General features: G+C 34.7%; 23 protein-coding genes. 2 read left to right on the top strand and 21 right to left on the bottom strand.

Annotated features, from left to right (window positions below; genetic code table 11):
• Window positions 1-8 precede the first annotated feature (8 nt).
• From leuS to nadD, 5 genes are read right to left on the bottom strand one after another with little or no spacing between them, the layout of a single operon-like run.
• Complete coding sequence (leuS, locus tag ATHE_RS06265) at window positions 9-2,462, bottom strand: leucine--tRNA ligase (protein WP_015907743.1); 2,454 nt, start codon at window positions 2,460-2,462, stop codon at window positions 9-11.
• 45 nt (window positions 2,463-2,507) lie between these two features.
• On the bottom strand, window positions 2,508-2,840 hold the full coding sequence (gene rsfS / locus ATHE_RS06260; RefSeq protein WP_013430404.1) for a ribosome silencing factor: 333 nt from the start codon (window positions 2,838-2,840) through the stop codon (window positions 2,508-2,510).
• A gap of 21 nt (window positions 2,841-2,861) precedes the next feature.
• A complete protein-coding gene (locus ATHE_RS06255) occupies window positions 2,862-4,073 on the bottom strand; it encodes an LCP family protein (RefSeq protein WP_015907742.1) in 1,212 nt (403 codons plus the stop codon).
• The gene (gene yqeK / locus ATHE_RS06250; RefSeq protein WP_015907741.1) at window positions 4,070-4,648 is read right to left on the bottom strand and encodes a bis(5'-nucleosyl)-tetraphosphatase (symmetrical) YqeK; all 579 of its coding nucleotides are present in this window, start codon (window positions 4,646-4,648) and stop codon (window positions 4,070-4,072) included. The genes ATHE_RS06255 and yqeK overlap by 4 nt, the downstream gene beginning before the upstream one ends.
• Window positions 4,645-5,235 (bottom strand): nicotinate (nicotinamide) nucleotide adenylyltransferase, encoded by a 591-nt coding sequence (gene nadD / locus ATHE_RS06245; protein WP_015907740.1) that lies wholly within the window; start codon window positions 5,233-5,235, stop codon window positions 4,645-4,647. The genes yqeK and nadD overlap by 4 nt, the downstream gene beginning before the upstream one ends.
• A gap of 157 nt (window positions 5,236-5,392) precedes the next feature.
• Here nadD and ATHE_RS06240 point away from each other — a divergent pair, with 157 nt between their 5' ends.
• Together ATHE_RS06240 and argH are read left to right on the top strand one after the other, a co-directional pair.
• Window positions 5,393-6,604 (top strand): argininosuccinate synthase, encoded by a 1,212-nt coding sequence (locus ATHE_RS06240; protein WP_015907739.1) that lies wholly within the window; start codon window positions 5,393-5,395, stop codon window positions 6,602-6,604.
• Window position 6,605: 1 nt separating this feature from the next.
• Complete coding sequence (argH, locus tag ATHE_RS06235; RefSeq protein WP_041727376.1) at window positions 6,606-7,985, top strand: argininosuccinate lyase; 1,380 nt, start codon at window positions 6,606-6,608, stop codon at window positions 7,983-7,985.
• A 131-nt stretch (window positions 7,986-8,116) separates the two neighbouring features.
• Here the strand turns inward: argH and ATHE_RS06230 are convergent, their stop codons facing one another.
• The 16 genes from ATHE_RS06230 to ATHE_RS06155 all read right to left on the bottom strand — a co-directional run bounded on the left by ATHE_RS06230 (window position 8,117) and on the right by ATHE_RS06155 (window position 24,295).
• Entirely contained in the window at window positions 8,117-8,719 is a 603-nt protein-coding gene (locus ATHE_RS06230) for a 50S ribosomal protein L25/general stress protein Ctc (RefSeq protein ID WP_015907737.1), read from the bottom strand.
• A gap of 49 nt (window positions 8,720-8,768) precedes the next feature.
• The gene (locus ATHE_RS06225) at window positions 8,769-9,707 is read right to left on the bottom strand and encodes a YesL family protein (protein WP_015907736.1); all 939 of its coding nucleotides are present in this window, start codon (window positions 9,705-9,707) and stop codon (window positions 8,769-8,771) included.
• Window positions 9,708-9,721: 14 nt separating this feature from the next.
• Window positions 9,722-10,228: a CarD family transcriptional regulator gene (locus tag ATHE_RS06220; RefSeq protein ID WP_013430412.1), complete on the bottom strand. Its 507-nt coding sequence runs from the start codon at window positions 10,226-10,228 to the stop codon at window positions 9,722-9,724.
• An 82-nt stretch (window positions 10,229-10,310) separates the two neighbouring features.
• Window positions 10,311-11,648, bottom strand: a complete 1,338-nt coding sequence (locus tag ATHE_RS06215) for an LCP family protein (protein WP_015907735.1) — start codon at window positions 11,646-11,648, stop codon at window positions 10,311-10,313.
• A 31-nt stretch (window positions 11,649-11,679) separates the two neighbouring features.
• The gene (locus ATHE_RS06210; protein WP_015907734.1) at window positions 11,680-12,780 is read right to left on the bottom strand and encodes a glycosyltransferase family 4 protein; all 1,101 of its coding nucleotides are present in this window, start codon (window positions 12,778-12,780) and stop codon (window positions 11,680-11,682) included.
• A gap of 2 nt (window positions 12,781-12,782) precedes the next feature.
• Window positions 12,783-14,066, bottom strand: a complete 1,284-nt coding sequence (locus tag ATHE_RS06205) for an O-antigen ligase family protein (RefSeq protein WP_015907733.1) — start codon at window positions 14,064-14,066, stop codon at window positions 12,783-12,785.
• Window positions 14,050-15,240, bottom strand: coding sequence for an O-antigen ligase family protein (locus tag ATHE_RS06200; RefSeq protein ID WP_015907732.1), 1,191 nt, complete (start codon window positions 15,238-15,240; stop codon window positions 14,050-14,052). The genes ATHE_RS06205 and ATHE_RS06200 overlap by 17 nt, the downstream gene beginning before the upstream one ends.
• Window positions 15,206-15,946, bottom strand: coding sequence for an acyltransferase (locus ATHE_RS06195; RefSeq protein ID WP_015907731.1), 741 nt, complete (start codon window positions 15,944-15,946; stop codon window positions 15,206-15,208). Before ATHE_RS06195 ends, ATHE_RS06200 begins: the two co-directional genes overlap by 35 nt.
• On the bottom strand, window positions 15,943-17,067 hold the full coding sequence (locus ATHE_RS06190) for a Gfo/Idh/MocA family protein (protein WP_015907730.1): 1,125 nt from the start codon (window positions 17,065-17,067) through the stop codon (window positions 15,943-15,945). Before ATHE_RS06190 ends, ATHE_RS06195 begins: the two co-directional genes overlap by 4 nt.
• Before the next feature lie 28 nt (window positions 17,068-17,095).
• Window positions 17,096-18,409: a nucleotide sugar dehydrogenase gene (locus tag ATHE_RS06185; RefSeq protein ID WP_015907729.1), complete on the bottom strand. Its 1,314-nt coding sequence runs from the start codon at window positions 18,407-18,409 to the stop codon at window positions 17,096-17,098.
• Window positions 18,409-19,518: a DegT/DnrJ/EryC1/StrS family aminotransferase gene (locus tag ATHE_RS06180; RefSeq protein ID WP_015907728.1), complete on the bottom strand. Its 1,110-nt coding sequence runs from the start codon at window positions 19,516-19,518 to the stop codon at window positions 18,409-18,411. The genes ATHE_RS06185 and ATHE_RS06180 overlap by 1 nt, the downstream gene beginning before the upstream one ends.
• 44 nt (window positions 19,519-19,562) lie before the next feature.
• Entirely contained in the window at window positions 19,563-20,348 is a 786-nt protein-coding gene (locus ATHE_RS06175) for a hypothetical protein (RefSeq protein ID WP_015907727.1), read from the bottom strand.
• 18 nt (window positions 20,349-20,366) lie between these two features.
• Complete coding sequence (locus ATHE_RS06170; protein ID WP_015907726.1) at window positions 20,367-21,254, bottom strand: ComEC/Rec2 family competence protein; 888 nt, start codon at window positions 21,252-21,254, stop codon at window positions 20,367-20,369.
• Window positions 21,255-21,286: 32 nt separating this feature from the next.
• The gene (locus ATHE_RS06165) at window positions 21,287-22,291 is read right to left on the bottom strand and encodes an electron transfer flavoprotein subunit alpha/FixB family protein (protein ID WP_015907725.1); all 1,005 of its coding nucleotides are present in this window, start codon (window positions 22,289-22,291) and stop codon (window positions 21,287-21,289) included.
• Between the two features lie 36 nt (window positions 22,292-22,327).
• The gene (locus ATHE_RS06160) at window positions 22,328-23,116 is read right to left on the bottom strand and encodes an electron transfer flavoprotein subunit beta/FixA family protein (protein ID WP_015907724.1); all 789 of its coding nucleotides are present in this window, start codon (window positions 23,114-23,116) and stop codon (window positions 22,328-22,330) included.
• A 33-nt stretch (window positions 23,117-23,149) separates the two neighbouring features.
• Window positions 23,150-24,295 carry an acyl-CoA dehydrogenase family protein gene (locus ATHE_RS06155; protein ID WP_015907723.1) on the bottom strand — a complete coding sequence of 382 codons (1,146 nt, stop codon included), beginning with the start codon at window positions 24,293-24,295 and terminating at the stop codon, window positions 23,150-23,152.
• Window positions 24,296-24,446: the final 151 nt, after the last annotated feature.

Genomic DNA, 24,446 nt, shown 5'->3' with positions numbered 1-24,446 from the left:
CCTCTTTATTATTTCACCACAATGTTAACAAGTCTATTTTTCACATACACAAACTTGACTATTTCTTTCCCATTCAAAAGAGCTTTAAGTTTCTCGTCACATATAACTGCCTGTTTCACTTCTTCTTCTGTCATATCCACAGAGATGTTCATCCTTGACCTTACCTTGCCATTTATCTGAATAGCAATCTCTACGTTCTTTCGAACAAGAGCAGCTTCATTGTACTGAGGCCAGTTTACCTCTTCAATATCATTACCATACCCCATAATCTCCCATAGCTCACATGCAATATGAGGCGTAAATGGATAAATCAATATCAATAAATTCCTGAGTGTATCTTTAATTAAATCTTTATTTAATTTGCCACATTCTTTGTACTCATACAAGAAATTCAAAAGCTCCATGATAGTACTGATAGCAGTATTAAAATTAAACCTCTCTGCTATATCCTCTGTAACCTTTTTAATTGTATAATTTAATCTATATCTTAGTTCATCGTCAAGTTCAGACTCACCAATAAGATTATCATCTGCAAGTTTGTCTTTAAGTTCTATATAAAGTCTCCACAGCCTATTTAAAAACCTAAAACATCCTTCAACCCCTTGGTCTGACCACTCCAAATCTCTCTCTGGTGGTGCAGCAAAGAGTATAAACAACCTTGCTGTGTCAGCTCCATACCTTTCTACTATGTCTTCAGGACTGACTATATTTCCCAGTGATTTTGACATCTTTGCTCCATCTTTTAACACCATGCCTTGGGTCAAGAGGTTCTTGAAAGGCTCTTCAAAAGGTACATAGCCAAGGTCATATAGCACCTTTGTAAAGAACCTCGAATACAGAAGATGCAATATAGCATGTTCAACCCCGCCAATATACTGGTCAACAGGAAGCCAGTAAGAAACAAGCGATTTTTCAAAAGGTTTTTTATCATTTTTGGGGTCTGTGTATCTAAAATAATACCACGATGAACATATAAATGTGTCCATTGTATCAGTTTCTCTCTTTGCAGGCTTCCCGCACTTCGGGCATGTAGTGTTGACAAACTCTTCACAATAAGAAAGTGGTGACTGACCTGTTGGTTTAAATTCAACATTGTAAGGTAATAAAACAGGCAAATCTTCCTCTGGTACAGGAACAATTCCACATTCTTCACAATATACAATGGGAATTGGAGCTCCCCAATAACGCTGCCTGGATATTAACCAGTCTCTGAGTTTATATGTGACACACGCCCTGCCAACACCTTTTTGTTCCAGGTACTGTGTTATCTTTTTCATAGCTTCTTTGTTATTAAGCCCATTAAAAATTCCAGAATTAATCAAAACACCTTCGTCTTCATAAGCACTCTGAAGATTTTCAATGTCAATACCTTCACCTTTTATTACAACTTTAATTGAAAGATTATATTTTTTGGCAAACTCAAAATCCCTCTGGTCATGGGCTGGGACACCCATTACAGCCCCTGTTCCATAATCAACCAGTACATAATTTGCAATGTATATTGGCACTCTTTCACCTGTTAGAGGATGAATAGCATATCCACCCGTAAACCTTCCTTCTTTTTCTGTTTCTGTAGAAGTTCTTTCAATCTCATTTAGATATTGCATCTTTTCGATAAACTCAAGACATTCTTTCTCTTGAGGTTTCCCTGCTATTATCTCCTTTGTTAAAGGATGTTCTGGAGCCAAAACAAGGTATGTGACGCCAAAAAGAGTATCAGGTCTTGTTGTAAATACTTTTATTTTTTTACCCAAACCCTCAATTTCAAACTCAATCTCTGCACCTTCACTTCTTCCTATCCAGTTCTTTTGCATTATCTTTACCTTTTCTGGCCACCCATCAAGCTTTTCTATATCACGAAGAAGTCTTTCTGCATAATTGGTAATTCTGAAAAACCACTGCTCTAAATCTTTTTTACCAACAAGTGATTTACATCTTTCACATCTACCATTTACAACCTGTTCATTTGCAAGCACTGTCTCACACGATGGGCACCAGTTTACATATGATCTCTTTCTATAAGCAAGCCCAGCTTTATAAAACTGCAAGAACATCCACTGAGTCCATTTATAATAATCTGGATGGCATGTGGCTACTTCTCTATCCCAATCATAGCTAATTCCAAGTTCCATAAGTTGCCTTTTCATATTTTCAATGTTTGACCACGTCCAGTCAGAAGGATGAATCCCATGCTTTATAGCAGCATTTTCAGCTGGCAATCCAAAAGCATCCCAGCCCATCGGGTGCAAAACGTTGTAGCCTTTTAATCTCATAAATCGAGCAAATACATCACCAATCGAATAGTTCCTCACATGTCCCATATGAAGTTTTCCTGAAGGATATGGAAACATCTCAAGGACATAATATTTGGGTTTTGAACTATCCTCTGATACTTTGTATTTGTTCTGTGAAAACCATTTTTGCTGCCATTTCTTTTCAATTTCTTTAAAATTATATTCCATTTCTCATACCCCCATTGATTTTTCATTTGAAATAGTTTGTTATTACTACAATGCTGCAATCTCAACCTTTTGAGCATCTATCCACAATCGTTCAAGGTTATAAAATTCTCTCTCTTTTTCATGGAAGATATGAAGAATTATATCACCAAAATCTATAACAACCCATCTGAAACTTTCTTTGCCTTCAATTCTCAAAATATGCATTGGTTCTTTTTCCTCTATCTCATCCACAATGGCTTTTACATGTTGAACATTCGAAGCACTGCATATAATAAAATAGTCAGCTATTATTGTTAGCTTTGAAATGTCCAAAACCACTATATCCTGAGCTTTTTTATCAGATAGAAGTTTTACAATCTCATATATTTTTTGTTCCAATTTGCTTTTTTCACCCCTTTTTTATTTTATTTTAATATAAATATCATACTTTTCCTCATAGTCTGGTGAATAAACCACCTGAAAAGTTGAAAGGTCAATATCATTTTTTAATTGTTCAAGATATTTTCTGTTAATTCTCTTTAGCTCAATTGTAGAATTTTGAATACTCTTTTGACTCTCCAACCCAACATTTATATATCCTTTTGATTCAAGCTCGCTTTTGAGCAAAGCTGCTTTTTCACTGCCAGTTTCTCCTATTACTTTTATTCTGATATCCTCCTTTATTATTTCTGGTTCATTTAAATCTTTAACAAGCTGCTTACATTTCCCTTCATCCAATATATAGTAAGAAACTTTATCAATATACTTGGGATATCCCGGTAATACAGCTGTCATTATATTTTGACTACTGAATTTTCCTGCATTTTGGACAAACCAAACCATCTCATTTCTTGTAAAATTGTGGTCAACGTACTTTGTTGCTGTCTGGATAATACTTGGAAGTTTTATAAGGTTTTGTGGCTTTAATACCTTTTCAATCAAAGCAAACACAAATTTTTTCTGCATCTCAATTCTACCCAAATCTCCGCCTCTACCATACTCTTTGCCATTTGAATTGTGTCGCCAGCGCAAAAACTCAACTGCCTTTTCTCCATCCAAATGTTGAAGACCAGCAGGAATATCTATAAAAAGCTCTTTGCCTGGTGTTGTATCTTTGTAATATAAATGAAAAGGAACTTCAACATCCACTCCACCAACTGCATCAACAATTTTTTTGACCGCTTCATAATTTAGAGCCACATACCTGTCAATTTTTATACCCAGAAGATCTTCTACAGTTTTTATGGCCAATTTTGACTTGCCAAATGCATATGCAGCATTGATTTTTGAATATCCTTTTATGCCCTCTATTTTTACTCTTGTATCCCTTGGAATAGAAATAATAATTGGTTGGAAATCTTTTTGTATACGTACAAGCATTATAGTGTCTGACCTTCCACCTTCTTTTTCATCTCCTCCAAGAACCAAAATGTTCATCGGCAAATTATTCTCAAGCCCGCTTGTTTCAGTATTTGTAACCTTTTCAATTAGACTATTTATAATTGGCGGAAGTGTCTTTGTATTTTTATAATACAAAGCTGTTACAACAATAAGCAAAAATATAACCGCTACAGTAGCTAAAAAAGATGCCAAAAACATCTTTGCTTCTTTTTTGATTCGTATCTTCTTCACTTTACTTCCCCGCTTTCTCGTAATATAAGCCAATTTCTTGCATAAATAGTATTGGGATGTATTAATCCACCACGGTCGATTACATACTTTAAAGTATTATCCATAGCCATTACAACTGCTTTTTCTAAATTTTCAAACGATTTTTCTCTGAGCCTCTCTACATGTTCGAATTGTCTTGAAGGCTCAATCAAATCTGCCACATATATTATCTTTTCTAACTTTGACATATTTTCTCTTCCCGTTGTATGATATGCAATAGCATTTAAGATGTCAACATCTTCTATTCCAAAGAGCTTTCTTGCTAAATAACTTCCAGCAGGACCGTGCAAAAGCTCTATTTGACTTCGCATAATGTTATCTATAACTATACCAGATTTCAACGCACAATTCAACAACTGCTGCCTATCAAGGCACTTTGCAACATCATGAACAAGACCTGCAATCATTGCTTTTTGCGCATCTTCATCAAACCTTTCAGCAAGCTTTACTGCACACTCCATTGTTCCAATCGAATGCACATACCTTTTCTCATCCAAAAGTTCTTTTAATTTATCTTTAATCTGTTCAATTTTCACCTTTTGAAAAGCCCCTTTCTCTTAATATATTCTTCCACCTTTGGATGAACCATATATCTTATACTTTTGTCCTGAGAAATTAGTTTTCTTATCTCTGTTGAAGATATATCAATAACAGGCATCTGAATCAAAGTAATATCTTGAGCATATTTAGAAGAAAGCTTTTCTATTTCCTTTTTTATCGCACACAAATTTCTTTCTCGTGGAAGAACAATAAGAGGGTATCTTTTCAGAATTTCTTCAGCCTTGTACCACTTCACTATCTCTGACAGATTGTCACTTCCAATAATGAAATATACTCTTTCATATATAGATGAAAAATACTCAAGTGTATCTATTGTCCAGCTTGGGTTACTTTTTTTGATTTCAAAATCGCTTATATCAAAATATGGATTATCTTCTATTGAAAGCTTAACCATTTCAAACCTGTCGAACGCATCTGCTACATCCTCAACTTTGTGCGGAGGATGTCCATTTGGAACAAATATAACCTTTTGCACTTGTGAAAAATTTAAAACATACTGAGCCATAATTAGATGTCCAATGTGAATAGGATTAAAAGTACCTCCAAATAAAGCTACTTTCATTCACAGACTCCTTGAAAAATTCTTCATATCTAAGATATTATAATAAAATAAATCCCTTTAAATCTCAAGAAAATTTAAATTAGCTCATTGCATAATTATTCATTTGGGTGTATAATTTTATAAAACCAATTAAATAATGTGAAGGGAGATAAATAAAATGAAACTGAACAAAGTTGTCTTGGCATATTCAGGTGGACTTGATACCTCTGTAATCATTCCCTGGCTTAAAGAAAACTTTGACTGTGAAGTAATTGCGGTGGTTGTTGATGTTGGACAGGAAGATGACTTTGACGCCATAAAAGAAAAAGCTTACAAGACAGGTGCTTCAAAGGTTTACATTGAAGATGCAAAAGAAGAGTTTGTGAATGAATATATATTCCCCACTTTAAAAGCTGGAGCTATTTATGAGGGAAAATATCTGCTTGGAACATCAATGGCAAGACCTTTAATCGCTAAAAAACTGGTCAATATTGCAAAAAAAGAAAACGCTGATGCAATAGCACATGGGGCAACTGGAAAAGGAAACGATCAGGTAAGATTTGAAGTGACAATTAAAGCGCTTATGCCACAAATAAAGATAATAGCTCCATGGCGAATTTGGAATTTAAAATCGCGCGAGGATGAGCTCAATTATCTTACCCAAAAAGGAATTGATATTCCTTTTAAAAAAGAAGAAAGTTACAGCATGGACGGGAACATATGGCATCTTTCTCATGAAGGGCTTGACTTAGAAGACCCATGGAACATGCCTGACTTTGATAAGGTACTAAAGATTACAAAAAATCCCCTTAAACTTGCTGATTTACCAGAGACTGTGGAGATTGAATTTGAAAAAGGAATACCTGTGAAAGTAAATGGTCAGCAAATGGGTGGAGTTGAACTTTTGAAAACTTTGAACAAAATAGGATCAAATCATGGAATTGGTATTGCGGACATAGTTGAAAACAGGCTTGTTGGAATGAAATCGCGCGGCGTGTATGAAACCCCTGGTGGAACAATTCTTTATTATGCTCACAGGGAATTGGAATATCTCTGCCTTGACAGAGCTACTTTACACTTTAAAGACATGGTTGCAATTAGATTTGCTGAACTTGTTTATGATGGGCTTTGGTTTTCACCGTTAAGAGAAGCACTTTCAGCATTTGTCGACAAAACCCAAGAGGTTGTAAATGGCACAGTAAGGTTGGTACTATATAGAGGTAATATCTACTCTGCTGGTTCAAAATCACCAAATTCGCTATATATCAAAGACCTTGCAACCTTTGAAGAAGACCAGATGTACAATCAAAAGGATGCGGAAGGATTTATAAACCTGTTTGGCTTGCCTTTGAAGGTATTTGGAATGGTGAACAGAAAGGAGGATGAGTAATCTGAAACTCTGGGAAGGCAGGTTCTCAAAATCTACAGCGCAGATTTTTGACCTTTTTAATGCTTCTATTATGACTGATATAAAACTCTTTGAATACGACATTCTTGGATCTGTTGCACATGTTAAAATGCTTGCAAAGTGCAATATTATCCGTGAGGATGAGGCAAAACTTATCATAGATAGTCTCTATCAAATATTAGAAGACTTTAAATTGGGTAAAATTGTATTTGGAATTTCTGATGAAGATGTACACATGCTGATTGAAAAAGAGCTCATTAAAAGAATAGGAGAGGTTGGCAAAAAAGTCCATACAGCCAGAAGCAGAAATGATCAAGTTGCTCTTGATGAAAGATTATTTTGTCGTGAAAAGAATTTGTATCTTCAAGAACTAATAAAAACGCTAATAAATACCATCACAACCTTAGCTGAAGAAAATATCGATGTAATTATGCCAGGGTTTACTCATCTGCAAAAGGCCCAGCCTATACTTTTTTCTCATTATATTCTTGCATATGCTCAAATGCTAAAAAGAGATTTGTTAAGACTTAGACACAACTACAGTATGACAAATTCCAGCCCGCTTGGCAGCGCTGCTTTGGCAGGAACCACATTTGAAATAGACAGATTTTTTGTAGCAAGTGAACTCGGTTTTGAAAGTGTTACAGAAAACAGTGTCGACACTGTCTCTGACAGGGATTTTATACTTGAAATGTTATTTTCACTTGCCATGATTCAGATGCATTTGTCACGACTTGCGGAAGATTTTATTATTTTTAATACTGATGAATTTAAATTTATTGAACTTGACGATAGTTTCTGTTCAGGCAGTAGTATTATGCCTCAAAAGAAAAATCCTGACGCTTTAGAGTTAATACGTGGTAAAACAGGAAGAGTATATGCAGACTTAATTGGACTTTTAACAGTACTAAAGGGTTTACCTCTTTCATACAACAAAGATTTGCAGGAAGACAAAGAATTCTTATTTGATTCAATTGAAACAGTAGAAATGAGTTTAATAGTAATAAATGAAATACTTAAAACTCTTAAAATTGACAAAGAAAATATGGTTAATTCCTGTAAATCTGGATTTATCAATGCAACAGACCTTGCAGATTACTTGGTGACAAAAGGAGTACCTTTTAGAGATGCCCACTTTATTGTAGGAAACATTGTAAAGTACTGTATTGAAAGCGACAAAACATTGGAAGATTTATCGTTAGAGGAATATAAAAGATTTTGTGAGAAGATTCAAGAGGATGTATATCAATTTATAAAGATTGAAACCTGTGTAAACCGCAGAAAAAGCTATGGCGGAACTTCGCTGGAGAGTGTAAGAAAACAAATTGATAATCTAAAGGAATTTTTGAATAAGTTAAAATGATATATTTATTTAATTTGACATTATACAAATTACAATAAAAAAGAAAGGTGGCATATTAGTTTTTTGCCACCTTTCTTTTTCGCAATTTTATATATTTATATAGGTCACATTTTTTAATCATTCCTGGATGACTATGCATTTGAAGAAGTCTCTTCCTTCTTCTCCTCTACCTCTGGCTCTTCTGTAATCTCGCTTACATCAATTACTGCAACAACCTCATCTAAATCTTCTGTTATTTTGATTCCCTCTGGAAGTTTTATGTCTTTAAGCTTTATAGCTGTAGGCTTTTCATAGGCCATCAAGTCAATTACCAAATGCTCCGGAATATCCTTAGGAAGACCTTCTATTTCAACTGTGTCCATCTGTCTTTGAAGCACAAGTCCTCTTGATTTCAAAATCTCTGCGTTCTCAAATATAATTGGCACCTCAACATAGATAGGCTTGTTTTCAGAAAGTATTTGAAAATCCACATGAATTATATTCCCTTTTGTATAATGTGTCTGAACCTCTTTTATAAGAGCAGTTCTCTCTTTTCCATCAATTGAAATCTTTATCTTACCAGCCAAACCTTTTTGATGATATAATTTTTCAAACTCCTTTTTAGAAACATAACCAGGAAGGCTCTTTATGTCATCACCATATGCAACAGCAGGGATATAACCTTCTTTTCTGAGTTTGTTTAAATTGCTCTTTGTAAATATGTCCCTTCTGTTGTAGACAAGTACTGGTTCCATAAAGAAGCAACCTCCCTTCGCATATTAAATTTTCGCGCAGTATTATATATTATACACTATCTTTGTTGTTGCTGTCATCATCTTTGTCGGAAGAAAGTTCAGCATTTTCTTGACTTTCGAGCTGCTCTTCATTTTCCTTTTGGGGATTGAGATATATTCCAAAGATATAGTTTGTGTAGAAATTTTGGGCAAGCCCAATTATGCTCACCCATATTAAGGGATAAAGAAAAAGCACAAGTAAAAATCGTGTAGCAAATAAAAGTAGGAAAGGAATTAGCCATACTGTTACTAATAACAAAAACATTCCAATAGTATGAGGAAGTTTTAAAATGGTGAATATAAAAGCATTTTTATAAATGTGTCTCACTTTCAGGTTGTATGTTACCATCATAGGGTAGATATATATGTGCATCATGAAATAGACAAAAAGTGTGAATACTAAAAAATACTTTATAATTCCAACACTGGGATATTTAAGACTTTGAATTGAGTAAAATCGTATAGCTACCGAAAATACCCATAATATTAACAAGTCTACAATAAAACTAATTATTCCTTCTTTGAAATTCTTTTTTGTATGCTCAAAAAAATCACTTGTAACCCATGCATGTTCTTCTCTTGCAAAGTTTCTCACAATATACGTAAAACCTGCAGTTGTTGGCCCTATACCAAACACCATAAATCCACTTAAAAGTGTCAAACCAAAAGCTGTCATCAAAAAACCTTGTAGCGACTGAACATCTTTTACATTTCCAGCTCCTTTAGTTGCAGACTGTATAATAGGAGCTAAATAATTGGCAATAATAAGATAGAGCAATACTAATATTGGTAATGAAACAAGAAAGTATAATATATTTAACCAGCACAGTTTCCAGAATTTCCTTGCAAGCACTTCAAAAAACACTATAAACTTTGATTTTGGAGGCTGGTTTTCCGGCACACCCGGACCAGGCTTTGTATAGTCAAAAAATCCAAAAAATCCTGCCACTAAAAACTTCCCCCTTACTCTGCCGTCTCAAGCTCAAATAAAATGTTATCAACCATCCTCTCGACTTCTTCAATGGCAAGACCTTTCGCAAGCCCAAGCTCACTTACTAAAATCTGTTTTGCTGTGTTGAACATCATCTTTTCATTTGTCGAAAGTCCTTTTACTTTTTCTCTCATTGCAAGCATCTTTAAAACTTCTACTACACAGTAAATATTCCCGCTCTTTAGCTTTTGCTGATTTTCTCTTATTCGCTTGTTATAATTTCCGCAGCCATTTATGTCAACCTTAAAACTGTTATCTTTCAAAAGCTCAAATACTCTGTTTGCTTCCTCTTCAGATATCACGTTACGAATACCAATCTCTGACGCGCTTTTGACAGGAACTAGTACCTTCATTCCATTGTACAATATCTTTACCACATAATACTTCTGAACACTATCGAAAACCTTCTCCTCAACTATCTCAACTATCCTGCCTGCTCCATGCAAAGGGTGTATTATAGTATCTCCCACCTTATACATTCATTGCCACCCCATGCTATCTTACAATAACTTTACATAAATAAAGTATATCCAATTTAAAAGTTTTTGTCAAAAATTCTTCCTATCTGCCCTGACTATAAACATCGCTGTTTACATCTGAGGCTGCAGACGATGAAAAACCACTTTGGACTGAAGAATTCTGATCTTGATTTTCGTACAAGCTTCGTTGACTATTTGTGGGTGGCAAAGTTTGCTGACCTTCCAGTACTTGCGAAGATTGCTGAACCTTAGCAGTAGTATCCCCAGTTGAAGGATTTTCTGAATTTTGTGCGGGCAAGGAATTATCAATTGAACTACTTTGTTGAGTTTGTTCTTCTGTTTTTTTCTGGTTTTCTTGGTTGGTAGTCTGTAAATTTTGATTTATAGTTTTCTTGGAAGAATTAGTATTTTTATGTTTTACAATCCGTGGTACATATTTAAACCTTTCAGGAAGCTGAAGGTCTATTTCAATGTCATAGCCAAGTAGGTCCTTTACAAGCTTTTTTATCCCTTCATAATCTGGTTTCCAGTAGCTCACTCCCGCATAGTTAAAATAAGTGCCAGGAATACTCTCAAATACCATGTCTTCTTTATTTATGCTCTGGGCAAAATAAGCAAGCGATGTTATCTGTTGAAGAGAAAGATTAGTAAAAAAGTGTTTTCTTATCTTCCAATATATTTCTGGCAATTTTATTATCTTATTACTCTCTTTCAGCTGTTGGAAAACCGAAAGAATTAATTCTTTGTCTCTTCTTATTCTGTCAATGTCACCACCTGGAGTTTTTCTCCAAAGAGCATAATAAAGAGTTTCTATGCCATTCAGTTTTTGATACCCCGGTTTTAAATCAATGTCCACCCACTTTGTCTTTACCCTCACTGGCACTTCAACATTGACATAAACACCTCCCAATATGTTTACAACTTTTCTTATAGCATCAAGGTCAAATCCGACATAATAATCTACCGGCATCCCACCCAAGAGCTTACTCACAGTTTCCATTGTATATATAAAACCTTCTTTTTTTTCTCCTCCTCCATAACCAAATGCACTGTTAATCTTATCCCATTTTTCAACTTTGTATATTTGTGTAAGTGTATCTCTTGGAATAGAAATTCCTTTAACTTTTTTATCTTTGAAATTAATGTTTATAAACAGAATTGTGTCTGTTCTGTGCATATCGTACACTGTCCTGTTGCTTGCCTTGTCAAGTCCAACAATCAAAATATTTACACTATTGTCGTCAAAAGGATATTTTAAAGAAGAGTTTTTTGACACCTGTGATTTTTTCGTAAAAACCCTCTCAATATGTTTTGCATCAATAACAAAAACTTTGTAAATATACCCACACACAGCTATGCATATAATCAAAATCGAAGCTATAATTGAAATCATAATCTTTTTTTTCCTTGCTTTTTCCATACCAATCTTGTTTCCCCTTTCCCCGCACTTTTCAATACCCTATAATTCTTTCATAAAATTGAAAAAGCTTTTCCTCTTCCTTTGCCCAGTTGTACTTTTCTATAAACGCCTTGTAACCATTTAATCCTTTCTTTATTATTTGGTCTCTGTTGTTGTAAAAAAATAATATAGCATTTTTGACATCCTGAATATCTGTAGGGTCAACTAAAACACCACAGTCAGCTTCTTCTATTATTTTCCTCCAAAGTTCAAAGTTCGAAGCAACCACAGCTACCTTTGCAGCCATATATTCAAAAAGTTTCAAAGGAAGTGAAGTTTTATACCGCGAAAGAGGCAAAAGAGTCACAAACCCAACATGAGAACCTTTTAGAATTCCTGGAATATCTTTTTTAGGCACTCTTCCCCATATCCTTATTCTTTCATCTTCGTATTTCTTTATCTCTTCAAAGTATTTTTGATTTTCAGCAGGACCAACAATGTCTAATCTAATGTCAAGTTCGTGCAAACTTTTCACTGCTAAAATCAAGTTTGTTATCCCTCTGCTCTGCGAAACGCTTCCTATATATATAAGGTTTAAGGTTCCATCAACAGTGCCATCTTTTTCTTCCAAAAATGTCTCAGCAACAGGATAATTTTTGATAACCTCCTTGTTCTTGCAATTAAATTTTAAATATATGTCTTCTGTAACAGTCACAACACCGTCTAAAAGTCTGCTTATAGTTTTTTCGGCCAGATTAAAAAGTATTGAAAACAACATGGTAAACGGCTCTGGAAAATACTTCCTGTCTCTAAAAGCTAAAGGATAGTCCTCATGCACGTCGTATATCACTTTTTTCTTTAAGAAAAACTTAAAGTACAAGGATAAAACCAAAAGGTCAGGGTCATGAAAGTGAATGATGTCAGGTTTAAATTCCTTAATTATCCTTATGATTTTTAAATAATTTTTATATCTCTTTGAGCGTGGCAATTTGGGAAGCCCGAAAATCTTTATTCGGTCCACTTCAAAAAATTGCTTTTCTGCAACAGCACATAGGGCTGTTTCATACTTTTTCGAAAGACTCTTTGTTATTTTGCTAAACACTCTTTCATCATCCCATGGATGAGCAGATGACAAAACCAGCACCTTTTTCAAGCTCAAGACTCTCCTTTTTCTTCTTTTGACTTTACTAAAACAAACAGCGAAAGTGCAAATATAAACCACATTACCCTCATCTCTATCATCTTCGATGAACTTATGCTTGATATAAAAAATGCAGAAATAGAGCTTATTAAAGGGATTGTTGGTAGGTTTAAAGTATTACTGCTCTTTTTTATTTCAAAAAGATTGTAAAGTATATAGACTATCCAAATAAGATACAAGATGAATATTACCACGCCGTAACACACAAGAACATCCAAAAACCAATTATGAAGTTCAACATTTACAGTATACTGTTTTACCTTTTCCATCAAAACCCTGCTGTTGCCTGAACCAACACCAAAAAAGAGGTAGTCGTATAAAAACGAAAGACCATACACAATCAAAAGCTCACGCCGTACATTAGAGGAAAGAGAAGTCTGCGAAAAATCAGCAAGCGAAGAAATCTGAATTTTTATCATTTCAACTGCCTTATTAAACGCTCCAAAATCCAGTCTAAAACCTATTATAAGCATTAAAAAAATTAAAAGTATAGCTCCATATTGTAGAAGACTCTTTTTCAGGTCTTTATCTGTTAAAAGAAAATAAATAATCAAAGTTATCAAAAATCCTATGTAATTTGCCCTACTTGTTGTAAGAATTAAAAGAGGAATAACCAAAACTGTGCCTAAAAAGGCTGTCCATTTTCTGAAAAAATTATTATTCTTCTTGTTTACTGCAACGGCTAAAATAAATGGCAAATATAAAACCAAATATGTTGCAAAATCGTTTGGATTTGTAAAAAAGGTTGAGGGTGTTCTATGAAGATTATATAAAGGTACCTTAGATGTCCACAAATGTTTGTCAGTAATTACTTCGAAATAGCCTACAGCAAGATGGATGATAAATGAAATTAATATTATGTTTTCAATTATATTCCATCTAAGATATTTTGAGTAATACATAAATATCAGTATCACAAATATATTGACGGTTAAAAAAATCTGGTCCCTCACTGCACTTTTTATATCCTGAGCCCATAAAAAACTTAAAAGTGAGTAGGCACACCACCCTATTAGAAAAAAAGTCGAAAAGTTAAGAAAACTCTTCAGCTCAATTCCATTTAATACTATGTCGATAAAAATGAGAAAAAACAAAAATGCCAAAAATATTCTATATGCAAAAAGGTAACTTAGCTTTGGATACGCAAGAGTACTCCCAAAAAAACCACTCAAAAAGGTCAAGTACAAAATAGCTGGAATAACCTGCTGCTTCAATCTAACTCTAAAAGTATTTTCCATCTATAGCTCTCCACCTTTTAAATCTGTAAATAGGCAAGAAAAGATAAAATGTATATAGCATGTTAATTAATAGCATCCTACTATTTGTAATTTCAGCCATATCAAACATCTGAAAAATGGTTATAAGAATAAATCCAATAAAAATATTTCTATCATATTCTTCTTTGTGTTTAAAAAAATTATATGCAGAAAGAAAAACCGAAAAATAAACTATAAAAACTAAAATCATATATCCTATTATACCATATTCAATAAGGGCATTTAAAAACAAATTATGTGCCGAGTGAAGGGCAACTAAACCAGGCGCTTTTAACTTTCTAAAAAATAGCTCAAATTGACCTGCGCCAATTCCTTCAAACAGGCTTCTGTGTGAAAAATATCTCAAAACAAACTCAATCACAAAAACTCTCTGCCCAACAGCCGTTTTAGGATTTGTTACATCACTTAAGCTTGGAATTCTATAGAGAATCTTAGGAAGGAAAATAGTCAATATACCAGCTACTGCCAAGAAAACCTTTAAGATATTTTTTCTAATAAGGTAAATATTTATAAGAAAAAACTCGAATATATATACTACAAACCCTGTCCTTGAACCAGAAAGTAAGATTTCTATAAATATTAAGAACGATACCAAAAGTTTTGACTTTTCATCTTTCAACTTGTTTATCACAAGTGGGTAAACCATAACTAAAAAAAACGCAAATGTGTTTGGATTAAAAAAGATTGAAATAGTTCTCTCTCTCAAACTCTTGAAAGCTATATAGTACAAAAATTCAAAAATACACACAACTGAAGCAATTGCTAATAAAAACAACCATATTTTTTCTATTTTCAAAATAAAATTTCCGTTACATGAAATGAGAAAGACATAAAACAATGCTGGGAATACAAAAGCATTTATTATACCTATAATAGCCTTGTCCTTGTTTAAACTTACATTTAGTAACAAGAGAGAAATCAATGCAAGGCTTACATAAAAAAACATAGGAACAAAATTCAAAGCATCAAATCTTATTTTTGGTTTATAGATATAAAAGGATATAAAAAATAACGCCAACAAAAATAAATATACAGGAATATACGAATACCTAACAAACTGCACAGTAGTAGCAACACCTGCAGCAACCAAAAATTCATACTTATTGGTTTTCAAGTAACTGTTCAGCCGGTACATCTTTTATCTCCCTTGCAGGATTTCCCACAACAATTTTTCTTGGCATGACATCTTTTGTAACAACGCTGCCAGCACCAACAAATCCTTCTTCTCCAATCACTTTTCCAGGAAGCACGGTGGCATTTGCACCAATTCTGCCACCTCGTTTTACTGTAACACCTTTGAAATACTTTACCCTATCCTTCCCTCTTCCAGCAAAATTGTCATTTGAGGTCACAACACACGGTGCAATAAATGCCCAATCCTCAATTGTTGAAAGTGCAGTAATATATGCATTTGTTTCTATTTTACAATAACTACCAATAGTTGTCTTATTTTCTATGCTAACACCACGACCTATAATGGTTTGCTCACCAATACTTACATTTTCTCTTATTGTCACAAGATCAGCTATAAAGACATTGTCTGAGATTACAGCACCCCTGTAGATTATGCTATTTGCTCCAATCTTGACGTTGTTACCTATTTTAGCGGGTGGAAGAACAATTTCTTCTGTGGTCTTGCTCGCAATAGCCTTTTGAGGTGACTTTCCTATAATTGTCCCGTCAGAAATTTCGACATTGTCACCTATAATACTTCCTTTTTTTATAATTACATTGTGACCAATTCTGCATCCGTTACCTATCTTAACATCATCTTCTACCACAACAAAATAGCCTATTTCCACGTCCTCGGCTATTTTTGCTTTCTCACTTATAAATCTCATCTTACCAACCTCTGCCTTTCATAAGCTTTTTTCATATCCATTGTCGAAAAGTTAGTAAGTGGCAGTTTTATTGGTATTTTTTCAATTGCAGATTTATAAATACCCAGGATTATCTCAAGCGACTTTTTACCTTCCTCTCCAGTTACCAGTGGATTTTCTCCTCTTTTGATGGCTTCAATAACATTCTTGATAAAAGGAGTGTGACCAAACCCGTATACATTGTCTGGATTTTCGGTAAACTTTTCTAAAGCCTCTTTTTCATCCTCATCAGGCACACGCCACACAACAATTCTGTTAACCGATGTACCACCAAGCACTGCTGTTCCTGTTTGACCAAATACACTGAGCGTCTCTTCCAAATTTGAAGGCCAAACACATGTAGTCCCTTCAACAATACCTCTTGCTCCACTTTTGAATTTCAAGATGGCAAAGCCTGTATCCTCTGCTTCAATAGGTCTTAAAAATGTTTCTATGTCACCATAAATCTCGTCAACCTCAGAACTTATTATCCATTGCAAAAGGTCAATGTTGTGGGTGCATTGGTTCATAAGTGCACCGCCATCTTGTTCCCATGTTCCTCTCCAGCTATCTTGCCTGTAATATTCATCGTTCCTATTCCATCTAATGCTTGCAACGGCGTACAGTATCTTACCGAATTTGCCACTATCAATAGTACTTTTAAGTTTTTGCACACTTTTGTTAAACCTGTTTTGCAGACATACACTAAGTACCTTCTTCTTTTCTCTTGCTTTTTTAATCATCAAATCTGCATCTTCTATCGAAAGTGCCATAGGCTTTTCTACAATCACATGCTTGTTAAAATCTAAAGCAACAAGTGTTTGCTCAGCATGGCAGCCACTGTATGTCGCTATATCAACTATGTCACATTCTTGTTCTTTTAACATCTTTATATAATCTGTATATATGGGTATATCCTTTTTTATTTCAATTCCTTTGGTTGCAAGCAGTTCATAATACTTTTGTCTTGTCCTCAAAGCTTTTTGGCTATCTAAGTCACAAAAACCCACAACCTCAAGCTGGTCATAGTTGTTAGCATAAGCCTCAGCATGTTTGAATGATATTCTCCCACACCCAACAAGACAAATTTTTAACTTCTCCATCAACAAATCCTCCATTACGTTGAATTTTTTATAGTTTATAAACCTTGTCAGATTTTATACCTTTTGTAGCGTTTCTTGTATCAAAAATGAGATTAGCATTCTCTACGATAAACTTATAATCATATTTTGAGTGGTCTGTTGTGATAACAACTATATCATACTTTTTGAGCGACTCTGCTGTAAAATCTACCGATAAATATTGTTTGCCATTATAAGTAAAACTCGGTACATATGGGTCATTGTATTCTACCTCTGCATTCTCTTTTTCAAAAATCTCAATAATTTTCAATGCAGGTGACTCTCTTATATCATCAATATCTTTTTTGTATGCCACACCTAAAATTAAAATTTTTGAACCGTTCAAAGGTTTTTTGAATTTGTTGAGAATTTTCATAACTCTTTCAACCACGTACTCTGGCATATAGTTGTTTATCTCGCCAGCTATTTCAATAAGTCTTGTATGATAATCATATTCACGCGCTTTCCAAGTAAGATAAAATGGGTCAATCGGTATGCAATGGCCACCAAGCCCCGGTCCGGGATAAAATGCCATAAATCCATATGGTTTTGTCTTTGCTGCCTCAATGACCTCCCAAATGTCAATGTTCATCCTTTCGCACAAAATAGCCATTTCGTTTACAAGCGCAATGTTTATATTTCTGAAGGTGTTTTCCAAAATTTTTTCCATTTCTGCAACTCGTGGGGAACTGACCCTGAATACTTCTCCTTCCAACACATTTTCGTAAAGTCTTGCGGCTATCTCAGTACATGTTTTTGTTACCCCGCCCACAACCTTTGGTGTGTTCTTTGTGTTATATACCTTGTTGCCTGGATCAACTCTCTCAGGTGAAAAAGCTAAAAAGAAATCTTCACCGCATTTTAGCCCACTTTCTTCCAAGATAGGTTTTACCACTTCTTCAGTTGTCCCCGGATATGTAGTACTCTCTAAAACAACCAACATTCCTCTATGAAGGTATTTTGCAATCTCCCTTGTAGAATTCACAACATATGAAATATCTGGCTGTTTGTATTTATCAAGTGGAGTGGGAACGCATATAGCAACAGCATCAACATCACTAATTTTGCTGTAGTCAGTTGTGGCAAAGATTCTACCTTCCTTTACAAGATCAGCAAGTTCTTTGTCCACAACATCGCCTATATAATTTTGGCCTCTGTTTACCATGTCAACTCTCTTTTGCTGTATATCAAATCCAATAACCTTGTACCCTGCTTTTGCTTTCTCGACAGCCAGTGGAAGTCCCACATACCCAAGCCCCACAACTCCAATCACTGCTGTTTTGCTCTCAATCTTCTCAAGAAGTTTTTGTGCAATTTCATTCATTATAAACTCCCTCCAAATTGATTTATTGAAGTTGTTATATACTCTATTTCTTCATCAGTCAGTTCAGGAAACATTGGAATTGCAAATGACCGTCTGCATAGCCTTTCGGCAACCTCAAAGTCACCTTCTTTATGTCCTAAAAAGCTCAAAGCTTTGGTTAAGTGCAACGGCACAGGATAATATATGCCTGTTGCAATTCCTTTCTGAGCTAAATATTCCATTATAAGATCTCTTTTTTCATGTTGGAGAATATATAGATGATATATGTGTCCAAACTCAAAATTATTGCACTTTTTTGGGGTAACAAGCCCATCGAGCTTTAGCTCTTGAGAAAACTTTTGAGCTATTTCTATTCTCCTTCTATTCCACATGTCAATATATTTAATTTTCACAAGTAATATAGCTGCCTGCACCTCGTCAAGTCTGCTGTTAAATCCTATCATCTCATTGTAATACTTCTTTTTAGAACCATGCTGTCTGAGCATCCTTGCTTTTGAGGCAATCTCGTCAGAATCTGTTACAATCAGACCACCGTCGCCAAACCCGCCTAAGTTCTTTGTGGGAAAGAATGAAAAACATCCCACATCTCCAATTGTACCAGCTTTTTTTCCTTCAAATTCAGCACCAAATGCTTGGCAGGCATCTTCGATAATATACAAGTTATACTTTTTGGCAATTTGTACTATTTTCTTCATGTCACACACTTGACCAAATATATGGACAGGAATAATAGCTTTTGTGCGCTCAGAAATCTTCTCTTCTATCTTTTCAGGGTCTATGTTGTACGACAGAGGGTCAATGTCAACAAAAACTGGTTTTGCACCCACTCTCACTATTGCCTCAGCTGTTGCAAAAAAGGTAAAAGGAGTGGTTATAACCTCATCACCTTTTCCTATACCAAGGCTTTCAAGTGCTATGACAAGGGCATCTGTACCATTTCCAACACCTATTGCGTGTTTTACATTCAGATATTCAGCACACTTTTTCTCAAACTCTGCAACTTTTGGTCCTAAAATATACTGTCCGCTTTCAAAGACTTCTTTCACACGTTCTATTATTTCCTGTGAAATGCTTTTGTACTGTCTTTTCAAATCAATAAGCGAGATCATTTTTAAATCCTCATCTCCATTCTAATTTTGATATTTAGAAAAAATTATAAATTCTGGATAATATATTTTCTCTCTCTATATATTACATACAAAATTGCAACAATCACACCTGCCAGCATTCCAGCAACAACTCTTAAAGCCTTTTCAAACTTGCTACCAGCAGACTCATATACCTTTACTTTTCCATATTGATAAATGGCACTTTTCAAATCAATCACTTTGTTGTAATGACTATTTACCCACTTTATAAGACTTATAGCAGCTGAGATCTGGCTTAGCTGTTCTTGTTCACTTGAAGTCAAACTGGTCTTTTCATATTTGCTTCTTTCAAGCAAAAGCTCATCCAAAAGTTTTTGAGCAGCTTCTGACTTACTTTTCAAATCTGAGATTACCTGGTTATCCAAACTTTTGAGATATTCATTTAGCATATTCTGAGCAGCAGTCTGTGAATCTGCAACAGCTTTTACAACAACATAGTTTATACCGCTCTTTGAAGCTTTAGGTTCAATAAAAACCCCAAATCTCTCATCTTCACCATATCTGCTTGTGACATAGTCAATAAAAGGAGGGTTTAGCGCCACCATCTCTAAGTATTCTTTGTTCAAATCCAATGCAGTCACGTTGGAATACAGACCTTGCACCATATTGGAAACGTCGGGTGATGAAGTATTGAAGTTGAACGGATTTAAAAGATTATTATCAAGCCTTAGGTTTGTCTCAGCTGTCCACAATGTTTTTGTAAAAAATTGTACAACCACAGCTGATAGTATCAAAAATAATATAACTATTACTACTATATCCTTAATTCTCTTCTTGAATATATAAATCATTTTTGGCTTTTCTCCTTTCTATCTCTGGGTGATGAGTTTTAATGTGCCATCTGGGAATATCAGTGCAGCAATGTTGCCATTTTGTTCTGTTGTAAATATTTTAACTTTAAATTTCTCCAATCTCCTTATTGTGGATGAGTGCGGATGACCGTACGGATTGTCTTTTCCCACACTTATGATAGCCACTTTGGGATTTACCTTTTCTAAAAATAAACTTGAAGTTGCAGCATAGCTTCCATGATGAGAAACCTTCAAAACATCTGCCTTTATATCATGAACATTCCTTACTATGTCATATTCCACATTCTGTGAAATATCGCCAGTAAATAACACCCTTTTTCCCGCAAATTCAAGCATGACAACCACACTTGAATCATTCAAATCATCATAATCTTTAAGAGGTGACAAAAAAGTCAACGTAACACCATTTAATTTCAGTCTATCAAATGGTCTTGCAATTGAAATCTTTAGGTTCTTTTTCTTCAGTGCGTTTAGCATATCCTCAAATGTCTGAGTATTTGTTGTTTTATTTGTTGTATAAAATCTTTCTATGTCATATTTAGAAATAATCTTGTCCATATTGCCAATATGGTCCTCATGCGGATGAGTTGCAATCACCACATCCAATTTTTTGACATTTAATCTATCTAAGGTTTGTAAAACATCCTGTTCAGCAGAATTCGGTCCTGAGTCAATCAATACAAACTTATTTTCGGGTGTTTTTATCAGTATACTATCTCCCTGACCTACATCCAAAAAAAATACACTACATATTTGCTTATCTAAAAACTGGGCTGAATTTGTTCCCCAAAAGTCAGAAGTTTGAAATAGATACGAACATCCACTTAAAAAAAGAAAGAAAGCAATTGTTATTAAAAGAACATATACTGAAAATTTTCTTTGCATTACTTAAACTTCCTCCAGTGCACCTCAAAAAATCAGCAGTCTTTGAGCCTACTTTTAAAAGCTTTTATAAAACTTTTCATAGCAGAGGTAGCATCTGCTACAATCCCGTAATGAGCAATTTTAAAAATCTGCGCATCTTTGTTTTTGTTAACTGCTATTATGAGTTTTGGATTGCCAATCCCACAAATATGATGGGCTGCACCCGAAACACCAAAAGCAAAATATATCTGTGGTGATACAATCTTGCCACTTTGACCAATTTGATATTCTTTGTCAAGCCAGCCCATGTCAACAAGCGGCCGCGTGACACCCACCGCACCGTTTAAGATATTTGCAAGTTCAAAAGCATATTTTAAATTTTCCTTGTCTTTGATTCCCCTTCCTACACCAATAACTATTTTAGCACTTTCAAGTTTGTTATCAATATTCTGAGCTAAATTTTTTTCAATAATCTTAATTCTGCCAGAAAAAGGCTCAAAGTTCTCAAAGAGACTTTCAACAATCTCTACTTTACTATCAATGGTCTCAAAAGAACATTCAGCTACATTTTTTATTTTTAACGTAGCAAAGACAATAGAAGAATTTTTGACTAAAATCTCAGCGTTTATATTTCCTGCATATGCAGGCTTTAAAAAACTGTAGTTATGAGTACTCTCATCAAAAATAAGGTCTGTACAATCAACAGCAAACCCACATGAAAAGCGTGCAGCAACTCTTGCTAAAATTGACTTTATAAAATCGCTTGATATTGAAATGACAGCATGAGGTTTTATTGTATTTATATGCTGGGTTATAGCTTCGATGTAAGGCCATTCCCAGTCTGAAAAAAGTTCATTTTTACAGATAACAATTTGACTTAATGGAAGAGTCTTTAGGAAATTGATATCCTTATCTTCCACTTGTCTATTCGAATATAGGTATAAAATAATTTTTTTATCTTTAACTGTAATTCTGCTCTCAATGAAAGAAAGAAAAGAAGCAAGTTGTGAGATTTCATCAACATGATAAATTGCCGGCACAAATATCACATGTTCCATTTCTCTTTTTAGTCCCCCTTATGAAATTGAAGTTTTTTATAAGAATCTCATAACAAGGTTAGCTATACACTCTATTTGAGCATCTTCAATATCTTCATAGATTTCACATTTAACATCTTCAAAGCTTTGTTCAACAAACCTATTTACCGAGGTTTTTGAACCTTCTGCTCCTACTTTGCTAAAATCAAAGTTTTCTAAATCATCTAAACTAATAATTTGAGGAGTATAAGAAAGAGCTTTTATCATTAAGCTCAGTTTTGGAAGCCTGAGAAAAGCACTATCTTTCTTGACAGAAATCAGCGCAGGCAGTTTTACCTCAAACCTAAATAGTTGATTTTTAAATTTTCTTTCAATTTCAACGTGTTGCAAATCAGAAACTTTTATATTAGTCGCAAATGATATGTGAGGAATATTAAGATACTCTGCTATCTGAGGTGGAACAATAGATGTCTCACCATCTAAGGAAGACTCACCACACAGTATCAAGTCAAAATTGCCAAGCTTTTCAATAGCCTTTGCCAGCGCATACGCAGTAGAATACGCATCAGAACCAGCAAGTCTTTTATCACTCAAAAGCACACAGCTGTCACAACCAACCTCTATAAGTTCTTTTATTTTGCTTTCACACTCAACAGGACCCATTGAAAGGGTTGTGATATGAACATCTTTATTAACATCTTTTATTCTAAGAGCAAATTCTAAAGCGCTAAGGTCAGCAGGATTGTTCATCAAATGCTGAGCATTTCTTTTTATTGTCCTGGTTTCAGGATTATACTCCACCTTTTCCGGATCAACGACTTGTTTTATACACACAAGAATTTTCATCTTTCAAAAACTCCTCCTCAAGTCTTTAGGATTTTAATACTCTTTTATGATTTCAGAGGCAATAATATTTCTCTGAATTTGATTTGCTCCTTCAAATATCTGAGTCACTTTAGCATCCCTCATCATCTTTTCAACCGGATAGTCTTTAACATATCCATTTCCACCCATAATTTGAACGGCATCAGTAGTGACCTTCATAGCAACATCAGATGCAAAAACTTTGCACGCTGAAGATTCCTTTGAAAAATCCTTTGCACCACTATCAATCATTCGGCATGTTGAATAAAGCAGAGATCTTGCAGCTTCGATGTTTATGTACATGTCAGCAAGCATATGCTGAATTGCCTGAAAGGATGAAAGAGGTTGTCCGAACTGGACTCTTTCTTTTGCATATCTGATTGCATGCTCATAAGCACCTTGAGCAATCCCAACAGCCATTGCAGCCACTCCAGGTCGTGTCCTGTCAAACGTCTTCATTGCAATAATAAATCCTGTCCCTTCACGACCTAAAATATTTTCCTTGGGCACTTTACAATCTTCAAATATAAGTTCTGTGGTAGAAGATGCTCTTATGCCCATCTTGTCCTCTTTTTTACCGCAATAAAACCCTTCATATCCCTTTTCTATAATGAAAGCTGAAATTCCGCGTGGTCCTTTTGATTTATCGGTCACTGCAAAAACCACATACACGTCAGCTTCACCGCCGTTTGTTATCCAGTGCTTGCTGCCATTTAAAATATAATAATCTCCTTTTTTCTCTGCAGTTGTCTTTATACTGCTCACATCGCTTCCAGCATCAGCTTCTGTCAATGCAAACGCGGCTATCAACTCTCCTTTTGCTATCTTAGGTAAATACTTTTCCTTTTGTTCTTCTTTACCATAAAGAATTATGGGATATGCACCCAGAGCTGTTGCAGCGTATGATACCGCAACACCTGCACAATTTCTTGAAAGCTCTTCTACAACAAGGCACATTTCCATAACACCGCCACCAAACCCACCGTACTCTTTAGGAATGTATACACCAGTGAGCTCTGTGTATGCTAAAAGGTCCAATATATCTCTTGGAAATATGCCTTCTTTGTCATATTTTATTGCAACCTTTGACACGTATTCATCTGAAATCCTTTTTGCAAGTTTCTTTATAATCTTTTGTTCTTCACTTAAAAAATATTCCACCTTAAAAATTCGCCTCCTACTTTTGCAGTATCCTTCTTCATAGTTTATCAGATGAAATTCTTTATTGTCAAACATTCATACAATTTTTGCATTATTGAGTTTATTTAGTAACAATAATTATTGTATTTTGTGACTATTTTTTGATATCATA

Source organism: Caldicellulosiruptor bescii DSM 6725 (assembly GCF_000022325.1).
Taxonomy (GTDB): domain Bacteria; phylum Bacillota; class Thermoanaerobacteria; order Caldicellulosiruptorales; family Caldicellulosiruptoraceae; genus Caldicellulosiruptor; species Caldicellulosiruptor bescii.
The sequence above is the reverse complement of the archived record's forward strand: the minus strand, read 5'-3'. Positions and strand labels throughout refer to the sequence as shown.

Coding starts and splice junctions, on each gene's coding strand:
- ATHE_RS06240 (WP_015907739.1), top strand. CDS start 5,393: ATGAAACTGAACAAAGTTGTCTTGGCATATTCAGGTGGACTTGATACC.
- nadD (WP_015907740.1), bottom strand. CDS start 5,235: ATGAAAGTAGCTTTATTTGGAGGTACTTTTAATCCTATTCACATTGGA.
- ATHE_RS06170 (WP_015907726.1), bottom strand. CDS start 21,254: ATGCAAAGAAAATTTTCAGTATATGTTCTTTTAATAACAATTGCTTTC.
- ATHE_RS06230 (WP_015907737.1), bottom strand. CDS start 8,719: ATGGAACCAGTACTTGTCTACAACAGAAGGGACATATTTACAAAGAGC.
- ATHE_RS06200 (WP_015907732.1), bottom strand. CDS start 15,240: ATGTACCGGCTGAACAGTTACTTGAAAACCAATAAGTATGAATTTTTG.
- ATHE_RS06180 (WP_015907728.1), bottom strand. CDS start 19,518: ATGATCTCGCTTATTGATTTGAAAAGACAGTACAAAAGCATTTCACAG.
- ATHE_RS06195 (WP_015907731.1), bottom strand. CDS start 15,946: ATGAGATTTATAAGTGAGAAAGCAAAAATAGCCGAGGACGTGGAAATA.
- ATHE_RS06220 (WP_013430412.1), bottom strand. CDS start 10,228: ATGTATAAGGTGGGAGATACTATAATACACCCTTTGCATGGAGCAGGC.
- ATHE_RS06165 (WP_015907725.1), bottom strand. CDS start 22,291: ATGGAACATGTGATATTTGTGCCGGCAATTTATCATGTTGATGAAATC.
- ATHE_RS06185 (WP_015907729.1), bottom strand. CDS start 18,409: ATGAATGAAATTGCACAAAAACTTCTTGAGAAGATTGAGAGCAAAACA.
- ATHE_RS06160 (WP_015907724.1), bottom strand. CDS start 23,116: ATGAAAATTCTTGTGTGTATAAAACAAGTCGTTGATCCGGAAAAGGTG.
- ATHE_RS06205 (WP_015907733.1), bottom strand. CDS start 14,066: ATGGAAAATACTTTTAGAGTTAGATTGAAGCAGCAGGTTATTCCAGCT.
- leuS (WP_015907743.1), bottom strand. CDS start 2,462: ATGGAATATAATTTTAAAGAAATTGAAAAGAAATGGCAGCAAAAATGG.
- ATHE_RS06215 (WP_015907735.1), bottom strand. CDS start 11,648: ATGGAAAAAGCAAGGAAAAAAAAGATTATGATTTCAATTATAGCTTCG.
- ATHE_RS06175 (WP_015907727.1), bottom strand. CDS start 20,348: ATGATTTATATATTCAAGAAGAGAATTAAGGATATAGTAGTAATAGTT.
- ATHE_RS06190 (WP_015907730.1), bottom strand. CDS start 17,067: ATGGAGAAGTTAAAAATTTGTCTTGTTGGGTGTGGGAGAATATCATTC.